21 protein-coding genes and 1 tRNA gene are annotated in these 20,960 nt (G+C 36.0%); 20 read left to right on the top strand and 2 right to left on the bottom strand.

Annotated features, from left to right (window positions below):
* Positions 1-55: 55 nt before the first annotated feature.
* The 5 genes from udk to ACO1PF_RS01485 all read left to right on the top strand — a co-directional run bounded on the left by udk (position 56) and on the right by ACO1PF_RS01485 (position 3,875).
* Positions 56-691: a uridine kinase gene (gene udk, locus ACO1PF_RS01505; RefSeq protein WP_423190481.1), complete on the top strand. Its 636-nt coding sequence runs from the start codon at positions 56-58 to the stop codon at positions 689-691.
* A 143-nt stretch (positions 692-834) separates the two neighbouring features.
* Complete coding sequence (greA, locus tag ACO1PF_RS01500) at positions 835-1,308, top strand: transcription elongation factor GreA (RefSeq protein ID WP_423190480.1); 474 nt, start codon at positions 835-837, stop codon at positions 1,306-1,308.
* 137 nt (positions 1,309-1,445) lie between these two features.
* Positions 1,446-2,183, top strand: coding sequence for a cell wall-active antibiotics response protein LiaF (liaF, locus tag ACO1PF_RS01495; RefSeq protein ID WP_423189614.1), 738 nt, complete (start codon positions 1,446-1,448; stop codon positions 2,181-2,183).
* A 248-nt stretch (positions 2,184-2,431) separates the two neighbouring features.
* Complete coding sequence (locus ACO1PF_RS01490) at positions 2,432-3,223, top strand: sensor histidine kinase (RefSeq protein ID WP_423189613.1); 792 nt, start codon at positions 2,432-2,434, stop codon at positions 3,221-3,223.
* A 13-nt stretch (positions 3,224-3,236) separates the two neighbouring features.
* The gene (locus ACO1PF_RS01485) at positions 3,237-3,875 is read left to right on the top strand and encodes a response regulator (RefSeq protein ID WP_423189612.1); all 639 of its coding nucleotides are present in this window, start codon (positions 3,237-3,239) and stop codon (positions 3,873-3,875) included.
* A gap of 50 nt (positions 3,876-3,925) precedes the next feature.
* Here the strand turns inward: ACO1PF_RS01485 and rnjA are convergent, their stop codons facing one another.
* Positions 3,926-5,596, bottom strand: a complete 1,671-nt coding sequence (gene rnjA / locus ACO1PF_RS01480; RefSeq protein WP_423189611.1) for a ribonuclease J1 — start codon at positions 5,594-5,596, stop codon at positions 3,926-3,928.
* A gap of 272 nt (positions 5,597-5,868) precedes the next feature.
* Between rnjA and ACO1PF_RS01475 the strand changes: the two genes are divergently transcribed.
* From ACO1PF_RS01475 to ACO1PF_RS01465, 3 genes are all read left to right on the top strand, one after another.
* Complete coding sequence (locus ACO1PF_RS01475; protein WP_423189610.1) at positions 5,869-6,648, top strand: Cof-type HAD-IIB family hydrolase; 780 nt, start codon at positions 5,869-5,871, stop codon at positions 6,646-6,648.
* 109 nt (positions 6,649-6,757) lie between these two features.
* Positions 6,758-6,830: transfer RNA gene (locus ACO1PF_RS01470), tRNA-Ala, on the top strand.
* Positions 6,831-6,894: 64 nt separating this feature from the next.
* Complete coding sequence (locus ACO1PF_RS01465; protein WP_423189609.1) at positions 6,895-8,229, top strand: DUF1576 domain-containing protein; 1,335 nt, start codon at positions 6,895-6,897, stop codon at positions 8,227-8,229.
* 49 nt (positions 8,230-8,278) lie between these two features.
* Here the strand turns inward: ACO1PF_RS01465 and def are convergent, their stop codons facing one another.
* A complete protein-coding gene (gene def, locus ACO1PF_RS01460) occupies positions 8,279-8,851 on the bottom strand; it encodes a peptide deformylase (RefSeq protein WP_423189608.1) in 573 nt (190 codons plus the stop codon).
* Positions 8,852-9,292: 441 nt separating this feature from the next.
* Between def and pdhA the strand changes: the two genes are divergently transcribed.
* The 12 genes from pdhA (at position 9,293) to ACO1PF_RS01400 (ending at position 20,873) form a co-directional block, all read left to right on the top strand.
* Positions 9,293-10,399 carry a pyruvate dehydrogenase (acetyl-transferring) E1 component subunit alpha gene (gene pdhA / locus ACO1PF_RS01455; RefSeq protein WP_423189607.1) on the top strand — a complete coding sequence of 369 codons (1,107 nt, stop codon included), beginning with the start codon at positions 9,293-9,295 and terminating at the stop codon, positions 10,397-10,399.
* A 2-nt stretch (positions 10,400-10,401) separates the two neighbouring features.
* Positions 10,402-11,379, top strand: a complete 978-nt coding sequence (locus tag ACO1PF_RS01450) for an alpha-ketoacid dehydrogenase subunit beta (protein WP_423189606.1) — start codon at positions 10,402-10,404, stop codon at positions 11,377-11,379.
* A 130-nt stretch (positions 11,380-11,509) separates the two neighbouring features.
* Positions 11,510-12,871, top strand: a complete 1,362-nt coding sequence (locus ACO1PF_RS01445; RefSeq protein WP_423189605.1) for a dihydrolipoamide acetyltransferase family protein — start codon at positions 11,510-11,512, stop codon at positions 12,869-12,871.
* A gap of 12 nt (positions 12,872-12,883) precedes the next feature.
* Complete coding sequence (gene lpdA / locus ACO1PF_RS01440; RefSeq protein WP_423189604.1) at positions 12,884-14,290, top strand: dihydrolipoyl dehydrogenase; 1,407 nt, start codon at positions 12,884-12,886, stop codon at positions 14,288-14,290.
* A gap of 121 nt (positions 14,291-14,411) precedes the next feature.
* Positions 14,412-15,191: an inositol monophosphatase family protein gene (locus tag ACO1PF_RS01435; RefSeq protein WP_423189603.1), complete on the top strand. Its 780-nt coding sequence runs from the start codon at positions 14,412-14,414 to the stop codon at positions 15,189-15,191.
* A gap of 198 nt (positions 15,192-15,389) precedes the next feature.
* On the top strand, positions 15,390-17,219 hold the full coding sequence (gene typA / locus ACO1PF_RS01430; protein ID WP_423189602.1) for a translational GTPase TypA: 1,830 nt from the start codon (positions 15,390-15,392) through the stop codon (positions 17,217-17,219).
* A 113-nt stretch (positions 17,220-17,332) separates the two neighbouring features.
* Positions 17,333-17,608, top strand: coding sequence for a DUF1507 family protein (locus ACO1PF_RS01425; protein WP_423189601.1), 276 nt, complete (start codon positions 17,333-17,335; stop codon positions 17,606-17,608).
* 72 nt (positions 17,609-17,680) lie between these two features.
* Positions 17,681-17,989, top strand: a complete 309-nt coding sequence (locus tag ACO1PF_RS01420) for a YlbG family protein (protein ID WP_423189600.1) — start codon at positions 17,681-17,683, stop codon at positions 17,987-17,989.
* A gap of 19 nt (positions 17,990-18,008) precedes the next feature.
* A complete protein-coding gene (gene rsmD, locus ACO1PF_RS01415; protein WP_423189599.1) occupies positions 18,009-18,569 on the top strand; it encodes a 16S rRNA (guanine(966)-N(2))-methyltransferase RsmD in 561 nt (186 codons plus the stop codon).
* Positions 18,566-19,063, top strand: coding sequence for a pantetheine-phosphate adenylyltransferase (gene coaD / locus ACO1PF_RS01410; RefSeq protein WP_423189598.1), 498 nt, complete (start codon positions 18,566-18,568; stop codon positions 19,061-19,063). Before rsmD ends, coaD begins: the two co-directional genes overlap by 4 nt.
* A complete protein-coding gene (locus ACO1PF_RS01405) occupies positions 19,063-20,097 on the top strand; it encodes a SepM family pheromone-processing serine protease (protein WP_423189597.1) in 1,035 nt (344 codons plus the stop codon). Before coaD ends, ACO1PF_RS01405 begins: the two co-directional genes overlap by 1 nt.
* A gap of 119 nt (positions 20,098-20,216) precedes the next feature.
* Positions 20,217-20,873 carry a helix-hairpin-helix domain-containing protein gene (locus ACO1PF_RS01400; protein ID WP_423189596.1) on the top strand — a complete coding sequence of 219 codons (657 nt, stop codon included), beginning with the start codon at positions 20,217-20,219 and terminating at the stop codon, positions 20,871-20,873.
* Positions 20,874-20,960: the final 87 nt, after the last annotated feature.

The following is a 20,960-nucleotide window of genomic DNA, read 5'->3' as shown; positions in this document are numbered from 1 at the left end:
TTTCTTAAGACCACGATATCGGTTGTTTAAAGAAAGGAATTGTATTATGGATAAGATTCAAAAAAACAAACCCATTGTAATAGGGGTTACTGGCGGTTCGGGAAGTGGGAAAACAAGCGTCAGTCAAGCTATCTATAATTATTTCCCGGGGAAATCAATTATGATGCTTGAACAAGATTCCTACTATAAAGACCAAGATTATTTGAGTTTTGAAGAACGATTAAAAACCAACTACGATCATCCTTTTGCATTTGATACGGAGCTGCTTATTTCTCACCTGAATGATTTATTGAAATACAAAAGTATTAGTAAACCAGTATATGATTATACAAGACACACCAGAAGTGATGAAATAATACATCAGGAACCAAAAGAAGTAATTATCCTTGAAGGAATTCTTATTTTAGAAGATCCAAGGCTAAGAGATCTAATGGATATAAAGGTTTATGTTGATACGGACGATGATATTCGAATTATTCGACGTATTAAAAGAGATATCGAAGAACGAGGAAGAACGCTTGATACAGTAATTGAACAATATTTATCAGTTGTTAAGCCCATGCACGCGCAATTTATTGAACCAACCAAAAAATATGCAGATATTATTATACCTGAAGGTGGTAGAAATCAAGTAGCTATCGATTTAATGACTACAAAGATACATACCATATTTGAAGCACGTTCCTTATAAATTAGGAACGTTTTATTTTAGAAAAATGCTTTACAACTTTATAAGTTCATGGTATCTTAATTGCATTGAGAATTTAGTTGACATTAAATTTTTTTAGATAGCCAGTTTTAATAATAATGTATTCTATGAGGTGAATAATAATGATGAGAGAAAAAGCATATCCAATGACTGCTCAAGGTAAAGAAAATTTAGAAAAAGAATTAAATGAATTGAAGTCAGTCAAGAGAAAAGAAGTTGTTGAGCGTATCAAAATAGCTCGCGGGTTTGGAGATTTATCAGAGAACTCTGAGTATGAATCAGCCAAAGATGAACAAGCTTTCATAGAAGGCAGAATCAGCACAGTTGAAAACATGCTTCAGAATGCAGAAATAATTGATAGTTCAAACTCCAAAGAAGGCATAGTCACTCTAGGCCGATCAGTTATTTTCAAAGAATTACCTGATGGTATTGAAGAAGAGTATACCATCGTAGGTAAAGCTGAGGCTGATCCGTTTTCGGGTAAAATTTCGAACGAATCTCCTATTGCAGAAGCATTATTAGGAAAAAGCGTCGGTGACAAAGTTCAAATAGAAACACCAGGCGGAACAATGTCGGTAGAAGTTACCAAAGTATTTTAATAAAAGCTAAAGACTGTGCAATTTAAACAGTCTTTAGCTTTTTTTATACGACTTAAGATGTATCTTTAAGAGAAAGTGATGCTATTTTAGGATAAATTCGTTATACTTGCTATATATTTAAGTAAAGGAGAGATAGTATGAATGCCTATGCGTATAAAGCATCTTTAATAGTACTGGTCGTCTGGCTTTTATATCAAATCGTTCATAACTATGTGTTCTTTTTATTTTTTGTGTTGGCTATTGGATTTTTAGCACTATATAAATCATCTCCTAAAGAAACACAAAAACATACCAATTATTTGTGGACGAGTTTAGCTTTATTTCTTGCATCTTTTATATTTACAACAGCCTTTTGGGTGTTATTAACTCTATTTTTATTATTCCAGTTAAGTTCAGATGAAAAGTTACTGAACACTATACGGGATCCTTTATTTAGAAAAAAACAATATTGGCGAGATAAAGAGTATATTTCTGTGCAGTGGAATGAAAATAATGCGAATGATTCAAAGTTATATAGGAACAAATGGATCGGAGATGACTTTGTAGGTAAGGATATATTTGAATGGGAGGATTATAATTTCCAAAAAATAATGGGAGATACTTTCTTTGATTTAGGTAACACTGTTTTACCAATAAAAGAAAATATCTTATTGCTCAGAAAAGGGTTCGGTGACACTAAACTGTTTGTACCGAAAGATGTCGCACTATCATTAGATGTCAGCATAGTTTTAGGTAAGCTCATTATTGAAGACGAGGTCTTTGATATGAAAAATGAAACGGTTAAGTGGCAGTCAAAAAATTATGACACAGCACTCAGAAAAATTAAAGTCGTATCCAGCACATTAATTGGCGAAGTTGAGGTTGTTTATTTATGAAAAGATCCTTATCGCATTTACTAAGATATTTCTTGTTATTCTTTTTCATCTTATTGTTTATTACAGTGTTTATTTTTTTAGCACTCTCTGAAAATCAATGGGTAACAGCGCTTTATAGAGCAAATGTTGTAGGCATATCTTTGTTCTTTTATCTAATCTTGTTTTCTTTCATATTAGCATTGGTGACAATGTCTTATTTAAGAGCGTTTGAAAAAAGAAAGCTTAGGAGAGTCGAAGAAGGGTTAAGAATGATGAGTCAAGGGCATTATTCCGCTTCAATATTCCTGAATATGTATTCATTAGACACACCGCTACAAATCAATGAAGATATTGACAGACAATTTTTGAAATTACATGAAAAATTAATGTTTATGGCAGACGAGGCTTTGAAAAATGCTCAGGAACCGAAAACGCTTGATAATGAAACCAAAAATGATATTCTTGAAAACGAACGTAAGCGTATAGCCAGAGAATTGCACGATTCTGTATCGCAGCAGTTGTTTGCTGCATCGATGATGTTGTCGGCAGTGAATCAACAAGTGGTCGATTGTCCTGAGCCTGTAATCAAACAATTGCTAGTAGTAGAGCAGACCATCCATGCCTCACAGACAGAAATGCGTGCCTTACTATTACATCTCAGACCAATTCAACTGGATGGGAAATCTCTAAAACAAGGAATTGAACAATTGCTGAAAGAACTTTCATCTAAGATAGATGTGGATATCCATTTTCAAATCGAAGATGTTTTAATGTCCACAGTAATGGAAGATCATTTTTTTAGAATATTGCAGGAACTTTTGTCTAATGTTCTCAGACACGCTAATGCAAAAGTGCTGGAAGTCTATTTAACTCAAAATGGAAGCAGTATTCAACTCAGGGTAAATGATAATGGCGTAGGATTTAACGTTGATGATAAAAAAACAGGAAGTTACGGATTACATAATATTAAAGAACGAATAGAAGGTATGGGAGGAAATGTGAAAATTGTTTCTCTTCCTAAGTTTGGAACACGCATTGAAATAAACGTACCTTTAACATAAGGAGAGTGAGAGCGTGATACGATTAATGTTGGTAGATGATCATGAAATGGTTCGATTAGGCTTATCTTCATTCTTTTCTATTCAAGAAGATTTTGAATTAGTGGGAGAAGCAGCGGATGGTCAAGAGGGTGTTAAGCTAGCTTTGAAAAAAAAACCAGATATTATTTTAATGGATTTAGTCATGGAAGTAATGGATGGGACAGAAGCAACAATCGAGATAATGAAAGAATGGCCTGAAGCAAAGATTATTATATTAACGAGCTTCATTGATGACGAAAAAGTATATCCGGCAATGCAAGCGGGGGCATGTGGCTATATTTTGAAAACATCCTCTGCAACTGAAATTGCACGAGCCATACGTGAAACACACAATGGTCAGAATTATATCGAAGATGAAGTTTCTAATATACTCGAAGAAAAAAGATGTGAAGACAAAAAGAAACATTTGCATGATAGATTGACAAGTAGAGAAAATGAAGTCGTTCAGCTCATCTCAAAGGGCTACACGAATCAGGACATAGCAGATGAATTATTTATTACTTTGAAAACAGTTAAAACTCATGTGTCCAATATTTTATCAAAATTAGAAGTAGAAGACCGTACTCAAGTAGCCATATACGCTTTTAGACATGATATTGTTAAAAATAATTAAAAAAGTGCCCCATGCAAGTATCTGTACTTGCATGGGGCACTTTATTTAGATTAGTTTGTTAAAATAACAGGCAAGATGATAGGACGACGTTCAGTTTCAGCAAAGAAAAATTCTTTGATATCATCGATTAGATCATTCCTCATTTTATATTCATTTACCTCTTTATTTTTAAATGATTTTTGAATACTATCAAAGGCGACCTTTTGAGCTTTTTGTATAAGTTCTTCGGATTCTCTCATATAAATAAATCCTCGGGAAATAATATCAGGACCGGCTAGAACTTTTTTCTTGTCTGTATCTATTGTAGCAACAACTACAACCAAACCGTTATCAGAAAGTATTTTTCGATCTCTTAAAACGACATTTCCGATATCGCCAACACCACTACCATCAACGTAGACATCTTTCGCATCAATCTCTCCAGCGCGTCGTGCAGTATCTTCGGTAAAGGCCATAATTTCTCCATTATCTAAAATAAAACAATTTTCTTTTGGAACACCTGTTTGTTGAGCGAGTTTCGCATGTATGCGTTGCATACGGTGTTCGCCGTGAATAGGTACGAAGTATTTAGGTTTCATTAGTTGTAACATCAATTTCTGTTCTTCTTGACCACCATGACCGGAAGTATGAATGTTATTTATTTTTCCGTGAATAACATTTGCTCCGGCTTCGGATAATTGATTGATGACACGATTGACACTCGTTGTATTCCCGGGAATTGGTGAACTCGAGAAGATAACGGAATCGCCAGGTTGAATAGAAATTTGTCTGTGTGTCCCGTTAGCGATTCTACTCAATGCAGCCATGGGTTCTCCTTGAGAGCCGGTACATAAAATCAAAACTTCGTTTGCTTTATATTTTTTTATCTCATTGGGATGGATGAATGTTCCTTCATCTGCTCGTATATAGCCCAATTCTTGACCAGTTTCAAGGTTAGTGACCATACTACGTCCAAACACGGCGATTTTACGACCGGTTTTATTGGCAGCTTCAATAGCTTGCTGCACTCTGGATATGTTTGATGCAAAGGTTGCAAAGATAATACGACCATCAATTTTGTTGAACAAGTTTTTAATCGTTTCGCCAACCATTTGTTCAGACTTAGTAAAGTTGGGTATTTCTGCATTGGTACTATCTGAGAGCAATGCAAGAACGCCTTCTTCGCCAATTCTAGCCATTTTATGAATGTCTGCTGGTTCACCTACAGGAGTAAAGTCAAACTTGAAATCGCCGGTTTCCACAATATTTCCATTGGGTGTTTTTACTACTATACCGTATGATTCCGGTACACTGTGCGTTGTTCTGAAAAAGGATACAGTTGTTTTTCTGAATTTCACTACAGAGTCTCCATCGATTTCATGTAAGGTAGCTGATTTGAGGAGATTGTGTTCAGTTAATTTGTTTGTAATAAGAGCTAAGGCTAATTTACCCGCATAAATAGGTATATTAAGCTGCTTCAATAAGAACGGTGTGCCTCCGACGTGATCTTCGTGACCATGAGTAATAAAAAGACCTTTGATTTTTTCTTTATTTTCTACAAGATAAGAATAATCTGGAATAACATAATCGATACCTAATAAATCATCTTCTGGAAATTTAATTCCAGCATCAATTAGAATAATTTCATCTTGAAATTGTATAGCATAAGTATTTTTACCTATTTCATTTAAACCGCCTAATGCAAACATAGCTGTTTCATTATTTTTTATATTTGGTTTCATTGTATATCTCCCTTATTTTAATAATTGATATCTCTTTTAAATCTTACTTTGCAAACTGTGATCTATAAAAAAGTGAATTTAATTTATTTTGAAAATCTCCGCTCGGTGCGTGGTGTAAGAAACCACTGTTATAGCTATTCTACCATACTAAAAATAATAAGTATAGAAGAAGGAAATCAGCGAAACATACTCGCAGGATTTTAAAATAAGTTGTAGTTTAGATTTAAATTATATATAGTGGGAGAGTATTTATATTAAAGGAGTGTCTACGATTGGAAAATAAAAAATTATTTATTTTTGATATTGATGGAACTGTTTTAGATGACAATAAAGCTCTTCCTTTGAAAACTAAACAAGCGATAAAAGAATTAAGTGAATCCCACGAAGTCGCTATTGCTACGGGTAGAAATCATACGATGGCAAGAGAAGTAATCGAAGAATTGGGAATATCAAATTATATTGTATGTAACGGTGCAGCAGCATACTATAATCATGAAGCTATTTATACTAATTTTTTAGATGAGGATGAGCTCAAAAAATTAATTGAATTGGCAGATGAAAACGATCATCAACTTGTTTATGAAACAATTGATAAATTACGACGTAGAAGTCAGATACCTGACAATCGTGTTAAAAAGGGGATGGAATTTGTAGGTTTTTCTGTTCCTGAACATGATAGAGATTTTTATAAAACGCAATCTCTTGTACAATGCTTACTCTTTATATCGGAAGATGAAATGGGCATTTATATAAATGAATTTTCTCATTTTCGATTTGTTCGCTGGTATAAAACTGGAGTAGATATACTGCCTAGTGATGGCTCAAAATTTCTGACAATAAAGATACTCGCGAAACATTTGGGGGTAAACTTAAAGGATGTTGTGGCATTTGGTGACGGGATGAATGATATCGAAATGATAAAAAACGTAGGCTTAGGAATTGCTATGGGTAATGCCGAAAAAGAAGTGAAAGCGGTAGCCAATATCATTACGGACTCTAACGAGAACGATGGTATCCCAAATGCCTTGCGTCAATTAAAGTATATTAACTGAGAGTTGTGACTAAAATTTGAAAAAAACAAAAAAAAACTCTGTTAATTTGATTGAAACGGTAGACATGTAGTGTGATATACGCAATAATAAAAAAGGATATTTTTATCGTGGGGGTATAGCTCAGTTGGGAGAGCGCTTCGCTGGCAGCGAAGAGGTCGTCGGTTCGAGCCCGTCTACTTCCACTTTTTTTTATTTTTAGGATAGTGAAAGTGCTTTCAAATTTTAAAATCGAAACGAGGACAATAAATGATTGCTGAAAACCAACTATATATCTCGAGTTATACAACTATTTCTCAAAATGTAAAGTATGGATTTTTGATGAGCATAGCAATATTCTTTGCTTCATTGGCATTTGTATTTAACACGCCACAAGAAATAATAGCTGGACAAATTACTATTTTAACATCCCCGGCCAACTTAACAACCGATTACTTTGCTTTATCTAATGTAGGGGCTACATTGTTTAATTCGGGTTTATTGACTGCTCAAGCAATAGTTCTTGTTAGAATGACACGAGCAAAAGTGAATGGCCCAATCATAGCAGCTGTATTTACGGTAGCTGCCTTTTCTTTTTTTGGAAAAAACCTTTATAACTCGATGCCCATCATAATAGGGGCGTTTACCTATGCGAGAATAACAGAAGTCCCCGCCGAAAAATCTTTGTTAGCGGCATTGTTTGGTACGGCGTTAGGACCATTAGTCAGTGAAATTACATTTAACATGGGTTTACAGTTACCTGAAGGCATTCTCTATGGGTATATTGCGGGTTTTATCGCGGGGTTCATCATACCTCCTTTAGCTAAACATTTTGTCGACTTCACCAAAGGATTCAGTTTATATAACATTGGTTTTACCAGTGGAGTGGTCGGAACAATATTCACTTCCGTTTTACGTAGCATGGGTAAAGAAATTGAGCCCGTTTCAATGCTTTCTAGTGGGAATAATCAAGCTTTCACTATAATATTTTTGACACTGTTCACTTTAATGTTAATTACTGGATTGTACCTTAATTCTGGCACACTGAATGGGTACTCAGAGTTAATGATGCATTCCGGCCAATTGTCAACAGACTTTATAAAAACTAACGGATTTAGCATAACATTGATCAATATGGCATTTTTAGGATACATTTCAGTGTTCTATATTCTCTTTCATGGTGGTGAGATAAATGGACCTGCTATAGGAGGGATATTAACAGTAGTGGGTTTTGGGGCATTTGGTAAACACTTGAAAAATGTCTTGCCAATTTTAATTGGTGTTAGTCTCATGGGCTTTATAAATGACTATGACATGAGTGCGACTGGTGTAATCATAGCTGGATTGTTCGGAACGACGATTGCTCCTATAGCAGGCAGATACGGTACGCTTATAGGTATTCTTGCAGGTGCTTTACATTTAACAGTAGTCTCTAATACGGGTTATCTGCATGGAGGTATCAACTTGTACAATAACGGTTTTGCAGGGGGGTTTGTGGCGGCCATGATGATACCATTGCTAGAAGCAATTCAGTATCAGCAAGAGAAGAGAAGGCAGTTACGAGAACCGGTGGATCCAGCTGAAGCAGTTAAAGTTGAAAATTAAGTATTAAAAAGCATTAAACCTATTTAAAAGGTTTAATGCTTTTTAATTATTATTCCTCAGATTCCAAGACTTCAAGTCCGTCAGGTAGAGCTAAAGGATTATCCGGATCTATGCGGTCAAAGAACATAACACCATTCAAATGATCGATTTCATGTTGAACAACGATAGCGGAAAAATCTGTTAAGCGTTTTTTTTGCTTATTACCTTCAAGATCGAAATATTCTATTCTAATTCTTTTGTGTCTTGGAACATATCCAGGAATTTCACGGTCCACAGATAAACAACCTTCGCCTTCTGGAAGACAGGTCTGTTGCACAGAATGACTGATAATTCTCGGATTGACTAATACAGTACTAAACTCAGGTTCTGTTGCTTCTGGATCATCAGATGGAACATGAACGGCTATTATACGCTTAGAGACATCAACTTGTGGTGCTGCTATACCCACGCCAGGTCTCAGTTCATATTTTTCTGCTATTTCAGGATCTTGGCTATTTATTAAAAACTCTAACATTTCATTACCTAATTTTTCTTCTTCTTGGTTTAAAGGTATCGCAATTTTTTTGGCTACTTTCCGTAACGTAGGATGCCCTTCTCGAATGACATCTTTCATGGTTATCATCTAACTACCTCCTAGTATTCATACACTAGTATTTTAACAGGTTTGCTCGCGTTGTGCATTAATATTATTAAAAGTTGAATTAGAAAATGAAATAATTCTTAATATATTAGTGATTATGTTCACATGTTATTTCTTTTAAAAAAATAAATGGTACAAACATTTTTTTTTGGTGCTTATATATAACAGTTTATTTACCTGTATCACTTTATATAATAAATATTATTAATTATTTAGATTAATGGAGTATAACAGCTCATTTGTGTTTATGGTCACAAAGATTCTTAAATCCTTTCATACCAACATTTTTAGAGGTGAGTTCAAGTAGGTATCGCTTGCATTTTGTTTTAAATCATGATAAATTAATAAAGGAGTAAAGAAAATTGTAACAGCCAAAATTAACTGTTACATTTAATTACACAATGAGAGAGGAATGGGTAATCTATGGTAAAGCAACCAGTTGATTACGAAGCATTATTAGGTTCAATTGAAGCTTCGTTTCCGATGGTTCAAATTTTAGATAAAGACGGGAATGTCGTTAATAAAGACATTATGCCAGATTTATCTGATGATGAATTAGTAGAATTAATGACAAGAATGGTGTGGTCTCGAGTACTACACGATCGCTCAATGGCGTTAGCTCGTCAAGGGAGATTAGGTTTCTATGCACCAACTATGGGTCAAGAAGCTTCACAATTAGCTAGTCATTTCGCATTCAAAAAACAAGATTGGTTATATCCAGGATATCGTGATGTTCCACAATTAATTCAGCACGGCTTATCAATATCACAAGCATTCTTGTGGTCAAGAGGACATGTTGAAGGAAATAACTACCCTGAAGATTTACATGCAATGGCACCTCAAATCATTATAGGAGCACAATATGTCCAAGCTATGGGTAATGCTGTAGGACAGAAATTTGCCGGGAAAGAAGATGAAGTGACGTTCACATATACTGGTGACGGTGGTTCTTCTCAAGGTGATGTATACGAAGGTATGAACTTTGCCGGTCGTTACAAAGCGCCAATTGTCTTCTTTATTCAAAATAATGGCTATGCTATTTCGACTCCTCGCGAAAAACAATCTGCTGCTGTTACGCTAGCTCAAAAAGCTGCTGCTGCAGGTATTCCAGGAGTTCAAGTCGACGGTATGGATCCATTAGCTGTTTATGCGGTAACAAAACAAGCACGCGATTGGGCAGTTGCTGGTAACGGTCCTGTTTTAATTGAGACGATCACATCACGTTTCGGACCACACTCAACTTCTGGTGATGATCCAACACGTTACCGTGAACAAGAATCATTTGATTACTGGGAACAAAGAGATCCACTTATTCGATTCCGTAAATTCTTGACAGAAAAAGGATTATGGTCTGACGAAAAAGAAGAAGAATTAATCGAAAAAACTAAAGAAGAAATTAAACAAGCTGCGAAAGAAGCAGATCAAGCTCCGAAAATGAAGATTTCAGACTTCTTGAAAAATATGTACAATGAGCCTGGTCAAAATATAGTTGAGCAGATTGAGAAATTCGAAGCAAAGGAGAGTAAATAATCATGGCGAATCTTACAATGATTCAGGCAATCACGGAAGCACTTGATCAAGAAATGGCCCGTGATGAAAAAGTCTTGGTGTTTGGTGAAGATGTAGGTAAAAACGGCGGTGTATTCCGTGCGACCCAAGGCCTTTTTGATAAATACGGTGAAAACCGCGTCAGTGATACTCCGCTTGCTGAATCTGGAATCGGTGGTATGGCATTTGGTTTAGCAGTTCAAGGCTTTCGTCCAGTAATGGAAATTCAATTCTTCGGATTTGTATTTGAAGTAATGGATTCTATTATTGGTCAAATGGCACGTACACGTTATCGTACAGGTGGAAACTTGAACTTACCTGCTGTTGTTCGTTCACCCTTTGGTGGTGGCGTACATACACCAGAGATGCATGCGGATAGTTTAGAAGGATTACTAGCTCAGTCTCCTGGACTTAAAGTTGTAATTCCTTCAAACCCTTATGATGCAAAAGGATTATTAACATCGGCAATTCGTGATGATGATCCTGTCGTTTTCTTGGAACACATGAAATTATATCGTTCTTTCCGTGATGAAGTACCTGAAGAGCAGTACACGGTACCTTTAGGTAAAGCAGGTGTGTCTAAAGAAGGTTCTGACGTTACCGTTGTAGCTTATGGTTACATGGTACGCGAAGCCCTCAAAGCAGCTGAAGAATTGGAAAAAGATAATGTTTCTGTCGAAGTTATCGATCTACGTACAGTTTCTCCAATTGACTATGAAACAATTATTAAGTCTGTTAAGAAAACTGGTCGTATGGTCATGGTTCAAGAAGCACAGCGTCAGGCCGGTGTAGGAAACACAGTTATTTCTGAAGTTTCGCAACGTGTTATTTTATCATTAGAAGCACCGATCGGTTTTGTTTCAGCACCAGATACAGTCTTTCCGTTTGGTCAAGTTGAAACACTTTGGCTACCAAATGCTAAAGACATTATTGCGTCAATTAAAGAAACAGTAGAATTTTAATAATTATTAAACAGACTTCAATGAACATTCTCTAATTGGTTGAGGCCAATTAGAGAATGTTCCATATTTAGTCAATATTAATCGAAATTCAAACTGAAATCATTTATTTATAGAAGGGAAGAAAATTATAATGGCTTTTATATTTAAGCTCCCTGATGTTGGGGAAGGTATGGCTGAAGGTGAAATCGTCAGCTGGTTAGTTTCTGAAGGAGATAAAGTTGAAGAAGGCGATTCGATTGCTGAAATTCAAAACGATAAATCTGTTGAAGAATTAGCTTCTCCAGTAGATGGAATAATCAAAAAATTCTTAGTAGAACCAGGGACAGTGGCATCTGTGGGTGACCCTATCGTTGAAATCGATTCAGAAGGAAACGAAGACGATAGCGAGGAATCAGCAGAAGCAGTATCAGAAGAAAAAACTGAAGAAGCTCCAACTAAATCTGAAGTTTCATCAGAAAAAGCTGCTGTAGAAGAAAAAAAAGAACCGGTTCAATCTGAAAAAGCAGGATCTGATGATGTCGTTAAAACATCTGATCCTGATAAACGCGTATTAGCAATGCCCTCAGTTAGACAACACGCACGCGAAAAAGATGTAGATATCAGTTTAGTCGAAGCAACTGGAAAAGGTGGACGTACAACACTTAAAGACATCGATAACTTCCTGCAAGGTGGGGGAGAAAAAGCTTCTCCTAAAGAAACAGTTACTGAAGAAAGTTCTGTCAGTGAATCTAAAGGAGCTACTCCTGCTGTTTCGGCTGAGGTTAAACCATTTAAATCTAATCGTTCTGACGAAGAAACTAGAGAAAAAATGTCTACAACACGTAAAGCTATTGCTAAAGCAATGGTTAACAGTAGTTTGACAATACCATCGGTTTCATTGTTTGACGAAGTTGATGTCACTAAATTAATGGCACACCGGACTAAATTTAAAACGATTGCTGCAGAGCAGGATGTTAAATTAACATTCTTACCTTACGTAGTTAAAGCAATTATTGCTGTAATGAAGAAATTCCCAGCGTTGAACTCATCTATCGATGATACGACCGATGAAGTTGTTTACAAAAACTACTTCAATATTGGTATTGCTGCTGATACAGAGCAAGGGTTATATGTACCGGTCGTAGCTGACGCTGATAAGAAATCAATGTTCAGTATCGCTTCAGAAATTACTGAATTGGGTGGTAAAGCTCATGAAGGTAAATTGAAATCAAGTGATATGGGTAATGGTTCTATCTCGATTTCTAATATAGGTTCTGTAGGTGGCGGTTGGTTCACTCCAATTATAAACTATCCGGAAGTGGCTATTTTAGGTGTTGGTCGTATCGCTAAAAAAGCAATCGTAAATGATGAAGGAGAAGTCGTTGCTGCTCCAATGTTAGCATTATCTTTAGTCTTCGATCATCGTGTTATTGACGGAGCTACAGGTCAAAAAGCAATGAACGAACTAAAACGTCTGTTAGCAGATCCTGAATTATTATTAATGGAAGGATAAGGTGAATCACAAATGGTAGTAGGAGATTTCGCAATTGAATTAGATACAGTAGTTATTGGAGCTGGTCCTGGTGGTTATGTTGCAGCTATTCGTGCAGCGCAAATGGGACAAAAAGTAGCTATTGTCGAAAAAGAATTTATTGGTGGCGTATGTTTAAACGTTGGATGTATTCCTTCTAAAGCATTAATTGCTGCTGGTCACAAATATCAAGATTCACTTGATTCAACTGCTTTTGGTGTTACTTCTGAAAATGTAAAAATTGATTTCACTAAAACTCAGGAGTGGAAAGATACACAAGTAGTCAATAAATTAACTAAAGGCGTAGAAGGTCTGCTTAAAAAGAATAAAGTTGAAATTTTACGCGGAGAAGCATTTTTCGTTGATGAAAACACATTGCGTGTCATGAATGACGACAGTGCTCAAACGTATTCATTCAATAACGCCATTGTTGCAACAGGTAGTCGTCCAATTGAAATTCCCGGATTTAAATTCAGTGAACGTGTTTTAGATTCTACAGGCGCATTGAACTTACCGGCAATTCCTAAAAAAATGGCTATCGTTGGTGGAGGCTATATTGGTTCTGAATTAGCGGGTGCGTATGCCAATTTAGGTACTGAAGTAACTATTATAGAAGGTCTTCCTTCAATTTTAAACGGTTTCGATAAAGACATGGTTAAACTTGTTGAAAGAAACTTCAAATCAAAAGGCGTGGAAATCATTACTGGAGCAATGGCTAAAGGGTCAACTGTTACAGATAATGGCGTAACCGTCAAATATGAAGCTAAAGGAGAAGAAAAATCTCTAGATGTGGATTATATTTTAGTTACTGTTGGCCGTCGTCCCAACACTGATGAACTTGGCTTGGAACAAGCAGGCGTTAAAGTTAGCGAACGTGGTTTAATCGAAGTAGACGAACAAGGCAAATCAAATATTGAAAGCATTTATGCTGTTGGTGACATCGTTCCTGGACCCGCATTAGCACATAAAGCAAGTTATGAAGCTAAAATTGCTGCTGAAGCAATCTCAGGCAAAAAAGTAGCTGTGGATTACCGTGCACTACCCGCGGTTGCCTTTACAGATCCAGAAATCGCATCTGTTGGATTGACAGAAAGCGAAGCTAAAGAAAATGAAGTAGAAGTTAATATTACAAAATTCCCACTTGGTGGTAATGGACGCGCATTATCTTTAAATGCTACTGAAGGATTCGTACGTTTGATAACAACTAAAGAAGACAATGTAATTGTTGGCGGTCAAGTAGCGGGAATCAGTGCTTCTGATGTCATTGCTGAAATTGCTCTAGCTGTTGAAAGCGGAATGAATGCGGAAGATATTGCATTAACCATTCACGGACACCCTTCACTAAGTGAAGTCGTTATGGATGCTGCAGAAGCTGCTTTAGGTATGCCGATTCACATGTAAGAAATAAAAATTAGATTGATGAAAGATTCTTAGCTTAGTAAGCTAAGAATCTTTTTGTTTTTGCTTTTTGCTGCTTGCTCATTTAAACTTAAGATAAAGAAGCATGGAATGAGGAAGTATTATGCCAGAGAATTTTACGAGTAGAGATAAAATCATAAAAGAATGGATCAATGACATCGGCAGAGTTGTTTTAGCTAATATAGATTCTCAACTTGAAATTGAACAAAAAACGACGCCCAATGATTTAGTTACTAATATGGATAAATGGGTGGAGAAAGAACTCGTCAAAAACATCCGAACCGCTTTTCCCTCTGATCGTATTCTAGGAGAAGAAGGTTTTGGCGATACTATCGAAGATATGAGAGGAACTGTTTGGTTTGTTGATCCCATAGATGGCACATTGAATTTTATTTTGCAAAACGAAAATTTTGCTTTGATGTTAGCTGTTTACGAAGACGGAATCCCAGTGCAAAGCTATATTTACGACGTCACTCTTGATAGATTGTATTCCGCAATCAAAGGCAAAGGGGTAAGTTGTAATGACCAACAAATAGTTGAGCCCCATGATGCGGCATTAAATGAAGGGATGTTAGCTACTAACTCTAGTATTTTGATTGAAGAGAAATATGATCATATTAGGAAGATAGCTAAAGCGAGTTTAGGATTGAGGTTAATCGGTTCTGCTGGACTTGAAAGTGTAGAAGTTGCTAAAGGAAGTATTGTTGCTTATATTGCGACAAATTTAAAGCCTTGGGATGTGGCTCCTGGTCTTTTATTCATGGAAGAACTTGGACTGAAAGCAACCCAATTCAATAATGAACCATTAAATTTACTTGATAATAACAATATAATTTTTGCAACCAAGAAAGCGCATAAGGAAATTATTAAGCTTTTAAATTAAATTCACAGTATTTGCTTGTAAGTTAACAGGTTTTACTGTTATAATATCTGGGGCAACAATATAGGATATTTGGAGAGCATTTATTCTTGAGTGTGAATCTATCAAGAATAAGTGCTTTTTATAATGAACATAAGCGAAAGCATTATGAAATGGATAAACAATAAACTAGATTCAAGGTAAGGAATTCGGAGGAATATTATGAAAAGAAGAGACGATATAAGAAACATTGCAATAATAGCTCACGTTGACCACGGTAAAACAACGTTAGTAGATGAACTTTTAAAACAGTCTGACACTTTAGCTGCACATAGTGATTTAAGTGAAAGAGCTATGGATTCAAACGATCTTGAAAAAGAACGCGGAATCACAATTTTAGCTAAAAATACAGCGGTCAGATATAATAACCATCACATTAACATCTTAGATACTCCTGGACATGCCGACTTCGGTGGCGAAGTTGAGCGAATCATGAAAATGGTAGATGGTGTAATTCTTGTTGTAGATGCTTATGAAGGCACGATGCCCCAAACGCGTTTTGTTCTTAAAAAGGCATTGGAAATGAAATTGAGACCAATTGTTGTCGTTAATAAAATTGATAAAGATACTGCTCGTCCAGCAGAAGTTGTTGATGAAGTTGTTGATTTGCTGATAGAATTGGATGCGGATGAAGATCAATTAGATTTTCCAGTAATATATGCATCTGCCATTAACGGAACAAGTAGTCTTTCACCTGAACTTGAAGATCAGGAAAACACTATGAAACCTGTTTTTGAAAGCATATTAAAAGAAGTTCCAGCGCCCATTGATAACAGTGACGAACCTTTGCAATTCCAAGTATCATTGCTTGATTATAATGATTATGTCGGAAGAATTGGTATCGGACGAGTATTTAGAGGTAAAATTAAAGTTGGAGACAATGTAACTCTAAGTAAATTAGACGGTTCAACGAAAGATTTCCGTGTAACGAAACTAAATGGTTTCTTTGGTCTTGATCGTCTAGAAATTCAAGAAGCCAAAGCAGGAGATTTAATAGCTGTTTCAGGTTTTGAAGACATTTTCGTAGGAGAAACAGTAACACCATCAGATCATATTGATCCGTTACCAGTTTTACACATCGATGAGCCCACTTTACAAATGACTTTCTTAGTTAACAACTCACCATTTGCGGGTAGAGAAGGAAAATGGGTCACGTCTAGAAAAATCGAAGAACGCTTGATGATGCAACTACAGACAGACGTATCACTTCGGGTAGAACCAACTGCTTCTCCTGACGCTTGGATTGTTTCAGGACGTGGTGAACTTCATTTATCTATCTTGATAGAAAACATGCGTCGAGAAGGATACGAAATACAAGTATCTCGACCTGAAGTTATTATTAAAGAAATAGATGGACGTAAGTGTGAGCCTTTTGAACGTGTTCAAATTGACACACCTGAAGAATATATGGGCTCAGTAATTGAGAATTTAAGTGAAAGAAAAGCAGAAATGCAAGACATGATTCATACAGGAAATGGCCAGGTTCGCATGATTTTCTTGGCACCTGCTCGTGGATTAATTGGGTTTACAAATGATTTCTTATCTATTACACGTGGGTATGGTATCTTGAACCATACGTTCGATCAGTACTTGCCACTCTTATCAGGGAAAACTGGGGAACGTCGTTATGGTGCCTTAGTGTCAATGGAAAATGGCGTAGCAACAACCTACGGTATCATGAACATTGAAGACCGTGGTGTAATCTTTGTTGAGCCGGGTACAGAAGTTTATAATGGTATGATAGTCGGTCAAAATAACAGAGATAGTGATATTGCTGTTAACTTGACTAAAGAAAAACAAAAAACAAATGTGCGTTCAGCAAATAAAGACCAGACGAATGTTATCAAACGTCCTCGTAGTTTAACACTCGAAGAATCGCTTGAATTCTTAGCAGATGATGAGTATTGTGAAGTAACACCAGAGTCTATTCGTTTAAGAAAGAAAATTCTTAATAAAAACGAACGAGAAAAAGCTTCAAAACGATCACTTTAATAATTAAATGAGAATAAAATCGTAACTCATTTCTTTTATATTTCCAAATAAGTAGAGTTATGATATACTTGTAAAAAGAAAGCTATGGGAATAGTTCAAGGAAGGATATGCTTATGGATCAATTACAGATTGCTCTTGCTAAAGATGTTTTAACTGAAGATGCTAGACAAATAGCTTCTTTGATTGAAAATCAGCAACATTTATGTATGTCTTGTCCAGCTTTTGAAGAAGTTATCGATACTCAAATGTTTGGTTTTTCAAAAAAAATCGAGTTTGCCATTGCTATGGATATGATTGGTGAAGAAGAAGGCCATTTGATGTTGAGTTCATTAGAAAAACATTTAAATGATTTATACACAGATGCTTTTAATTCCAACAATAATGATTAAATATTTTAAAAGTCCCTCTCGTGTAGAGGGACTTTTTTGGTATAATGAATAAAATTGGAGAAGGTGAATATATTGGATCAAGAGAAAAGTTCTAGAGTCGGATTAGTTGTATGGTTATATACTACGAAATATGTAAATAAATTAAAACGTTATGGCTTAGTGCACTACGTTTCTAAAAACATGAATTATGCAATTATTTATGTCAACCGGGAAGAAAAGGAAGCTATTACAAATACGATTGCCAAGCAACACTTCGTAAGAAAAGTAGAAGATTCATATCGGTGTGAGATTCCTAAAACATTTGATGGCATACTAGACGAAGTTGTTGCGTTGTCAAAAAAAGATGAAGAGGATAGTCTGGTAAATAGTATCGTTAATTAATCGTAAAGGATGTACTCGAATGAGAATAGTATCAGGAGAATACGGTGGAAGAAAATTGAGAGCTGTAAGTGGCGACAATACACGTCCGACATCAGATAAAGTTAAAGAAGCATTGTTTCATATGATTGGCCCTTATTTTGATGGTGGACATGTATTGGATTTATATGCCGGTAGTGGCGCTTTAGGTATCGAAGCCGTCTCAAGAGGGATGGATAAAGCCTATTTAGTCGATAATAATACTTCAGCCATCAAAACGATCGAAGAAAATATAAGTATCACGAAAGAACCTGGAAAATTTGTGGTCTGGAAAAAGAATGATCTTCAAGCCATTGAGCACTTAAACCAAATGAAAGAATCGTTTGATTTAGTTTTACTCGATCCACCCTATGCTAAACAGAAGTTGGAGTTAATTATTAAACAACTTATAGATAATCAGTTGCTTGAGAATTTTGCCATCATTGTTTGTGAAACTGATAAAGATGTTTCCTTAGAGGTTAGTGAACAGTCTTTAAGACTCGTTAAAGATAAAGTTTTTGGAAAAACCAAGGTATCTTTGTATGAATGGGTGAAGGAAAAATGAAAAAAGCGCTTTATGTAGGTAGTTTTGATCCCTTGACTTACGGTCATTTAAACATTCTAGAAAGAGCTGCACGATTGGTCGATGAGCTGGTTATTGTAGTAAGCTCAAGTACAGCGAAAAATTATCTATTTACCACCGAAGAACGGGTTCAAATGATAGAAGCTGTGCTAGAAGATAAAGACTTATCGAATTGTCAGATCATCGCCTATGATGGGCTAACTGTCACTCTAGCGCATGAAAAGAATGTAAATATACTCATCCGAGGTATTCGTTCTGTCAAGGATTTTGAATATGAAAGAGATATTTCTGATTTGAATGCCATGCAGGATAAATCAATTGAAACGGTCTGCCTATTTTCAGACGCAAAGTACCAGTCTATCAGTTCTACCATGGTTAAAGAAATTGCCTATTACGGAGGGACAACAGACGGTTTAGTACCTGAACTTGTGGGGGATAAATTGAGAAACGCTTTACTGAAGGTAGCTGAGGAATAATGAATAAAAATAGGTTAGTTTTAAAAACACTGACTATAGTGCTCATCGTTTATCTATTGTTTTTTTTACAAATCCCTTATTATGTTGAAAGACCGGGCAGTGCAGTCGTTATAAACGATAGAGTAGAGGTTGACGGACAAATGGATGAATCGGATAGTCATTATATGTTGACGACAGTCGAGATATTTAAAGCTACACCATTTTCATCGCTGTTTCAATTTTTGCCTTATCATTCAGGTGTGAGCGAGATCGATTTGCTTGGGAATTATGAGGATTACAGCGCTTATAGAACTCTGCAAAGGCATTATATGGATTATTCGATTCATACTGCTAAAGCCGCAGCATTTAATGAAGCGGACTTACCCTATGACATTGATTATGAAGGGGTCTATGTGATGTCAGTTTCAGAAGAGTCGAATTTTTTTGAAGATCTTACAATGGGTGACAGTATCTCGAAAATTGATGGGAAATCATTCGAAAATACGGATGGATTTATAGAATATATAGCAAATCAGTCTATAGGAGATACGGTTACGCTTTCTGTAGATAGAGATGGAAAATCGATAGATGTCAGTGGAGAACTAATATTAATTGAAGAAACGGGAAACCCTGGTATTGGTATTACCTTAGTCACTCAATCTTCCATTACCACCTACCCGGAAGTAACCATTGATGCGGGGAACATTGGTGGTCCCTCTGCAGGTCTTATGTTCTCGTTACAAGTATATAAAATGTTGGTTGAAGATTTTGATAGTTCTCTGGAAGTAGCAGGAACAGGAACCATTGCAGAAAATGGTGAGGTTGGTCGTATCGGTGGTATTGATAAAAAAGTAGTGGCAGCTGACAGGAAAGGCGCTTCTATTTTTTTCGCACCCGACGATGCGATTTCAAGTCAGGCTCTCGAAGAAGATCCTGACTTGAAATCGAATTATGAAATAGCCACTGAAACTGCAGAAGCTATTAATTCTGATATGCAAATTGTGCCAGTACAACACATTAAAGATGCCATTGATTATTTAAATACTTTTGATTGAAATTGAATAAGAGGAAGCTATGCTCATTTAAATGAGTATAGCTTTTTTTGTGTGTTTCTTTAGTGAATTTATTTTTATTTGGTAAATATAATAGGTAAGCCGATTAAAGGAGGATTGAAATGGATAATCTGAGCAAGATGAATAAAAGTAAAATAGCGATTTGGAGTTTAGGAATACTTTGTGCTATAAGTGTGGTTATCTTCATACTATCAGTCAATCATACTGATGAGAACGCTGAGGATAGAAACACTGTAACTTTGGATACGTTACTTACCGAAAATTCTATATCTGATGCCGAGAAAGAAGTTGAGGGCACGAACGAAAGAATAGATAAAGAACGAGATCTTAGTGTGGTAGTAGATGTCAAAGGAGCAGTAAATAATCCGGGTGTATTTTCACTTGATGCGAATCAGCGTGTGATAGACGCGATTGATGCAGCAAACGGGCTGGCTGAAAAAGCTGACACAAAGCACATTAATTTTGCCCAATTGCTAGAAGATGAGATGTACATATATATTCCTGTAGAAGGTGAAGAAATGGTTGGAATTGAAATAAGTTTGGAGGGTGGTCATGCAAAGGATGCCAAGATAAACATTAATGATGCAAACGAACAGACGCTATCTCAGTTAAATGGAATTGGACCGAGTAAAGCGAACGATATTATTGAATATAGAGAAAAGAATGGCCCTTTTGAATCGATTGATGAAATAATAAAGGTATCTGGCATAGGAGAGAAAACGTACGAGAAAATTTCGGAATATATAGAAGCTAAGTAGGTTTGAGTGAATACTATTAAATGAGTGAAACTAGGAGTTTTTTTAATGAATGACGCGTCTGCTGCTAGAGGAGAAAGAAGTGTTGAC

It is taken from the genome of Alkalibacterium sp. f15 (genome assembly GCF_049389645.1).
Classification (GTDB): Bacteria; Bacillota; Bacilli; order Lactobacillales; family Carnobacteriaceae_A; genus Alkalibacterium.
This window is presented reverse-complemented; position numbering and strand designations above follow the sequence as displayed.

What these genes read in the sequence shown, in the direction of transcription:
- pdhA (WP_423189607.1), top strand. Translation starts at nt 9,293, where the DNA reads ATGGTAAAGCAACCAGTTGATTACGAAGCATTATTAGGTTCAATTGAA.
- ACO1PF_RS01490 (WP_423189613.1), top strand. Translation starts at nt 2,432, where the DNA reads ATGATGAGTCAAGGGCATTATTCCGCTTCAATATTCCTGAATATGTAT.
- ACO1PF_RS01425 (WP_423189601.1), top strand. Translation starts at nt 17,333, where the DNA reads ATGGATCAATTACAGATTGCTCTTGCTAAAGATGTTTTAACTGAAGAT.
- rnjA (WP_423189611.1), bottom strand. Translation starts at nt 5,596, where the DNA reads ATGAAACCAAATATAAAAAATAATGAAACAGCTATGTTTGCATTAGGC.
- ACO1PF_RS01405 (WP_423189597.1), top strand. Translation starts at nt 19,063, where the DNA reads ATGAATAAAAATAGGTTAGTTTTAAAAACACTGACTATAGTGCTCATC.
- ACO1PF_RS01450 (WP_423189606.1), top strand. Translation starts at nt 10,402, where the DNA reads ATGGCGAATCTTACAATGATTCAGGCAATCACGGAAGCACTTGATCAA.
- ACO1PF_RS01465 (WP_423189609.1), top strand. Translation starts at nt 6,895, where the DNA reads ATGATTGCTGAAAACCAACTATATATCTCGAGTTATACAACTATTTCT.
- lpdA (WP_423189604.1), top strand. Translation starts at nt 12,884, where the DNA reads ATGGTAGTAGGAGATTTCGCAATTGAATTAGATACAGTAGTTATTGGA.
- def (WP_423189608.1), bottom strand. Translation starts at nt 8,851, where the DNA reads ATGATAACCATGAAAGATGTCATTCGAGAAGGGCATCCTACGTTACGG.
- ACO1PF_RS01445 (WP_423189605.1), top strand. Translation starts at nt 11,510, where the DNA reads ATGGCTTTTATATTTAAGCTCCCTGATGTTGGGGAAGGTATGGCTGAA.
- rsmD (WP_423189599.1), top strand. Translation starts at nt 18,009, where the DNA reads ATGAGAATAGTATCAGGAGAATACGGTGGAAGAAAATTGAGAGCTGTA.
- ACO1PF_RS01435 (WP_423189603.1), top strand. Translation starts at nt 14,412, where the DNA reads ATGCCAGAGAATTTTACGAGTAGAGATAAAATCATAAAAGAATGGATC.
- ACO1PF_RS01400 (WP_423189596.1), top strand. Translation starts at nt 20,217, where the DNA reads ATGGATAATCTGAGCAAGATGAATAAAAGTAAAATAGCGATTTGGAGT.
- liaF (WP_423189614.1), top strand. Translation starts at nt 1,446, where the DNA reads ATGAATGCCTATGCGTATAAAGCATCTTTAATAGTACTGGTCGTCTGG.
- coaD (WP_423189598.1), top strand. Translation starts at nt 18,566, where the DNA reads ATGAAAAAAGCGCTTTATGTAGGTAGTTTTGATCCCTTGACTTACGGT.
- greA (WP_423190480.1), top strand. Translation starts at nt 835, where the DNA reads ATGAGAGAAAAAGCATATCCAATGACTGCTCAAGGTAAAGAAAATTTA.
- typA (WP_423189602.1), top strand. Translation starts at nt 15,390, where the DNA reads ATGAAAAGAAGAGACGATATAAGAAACATTGCAATAATAGCTCACGTT.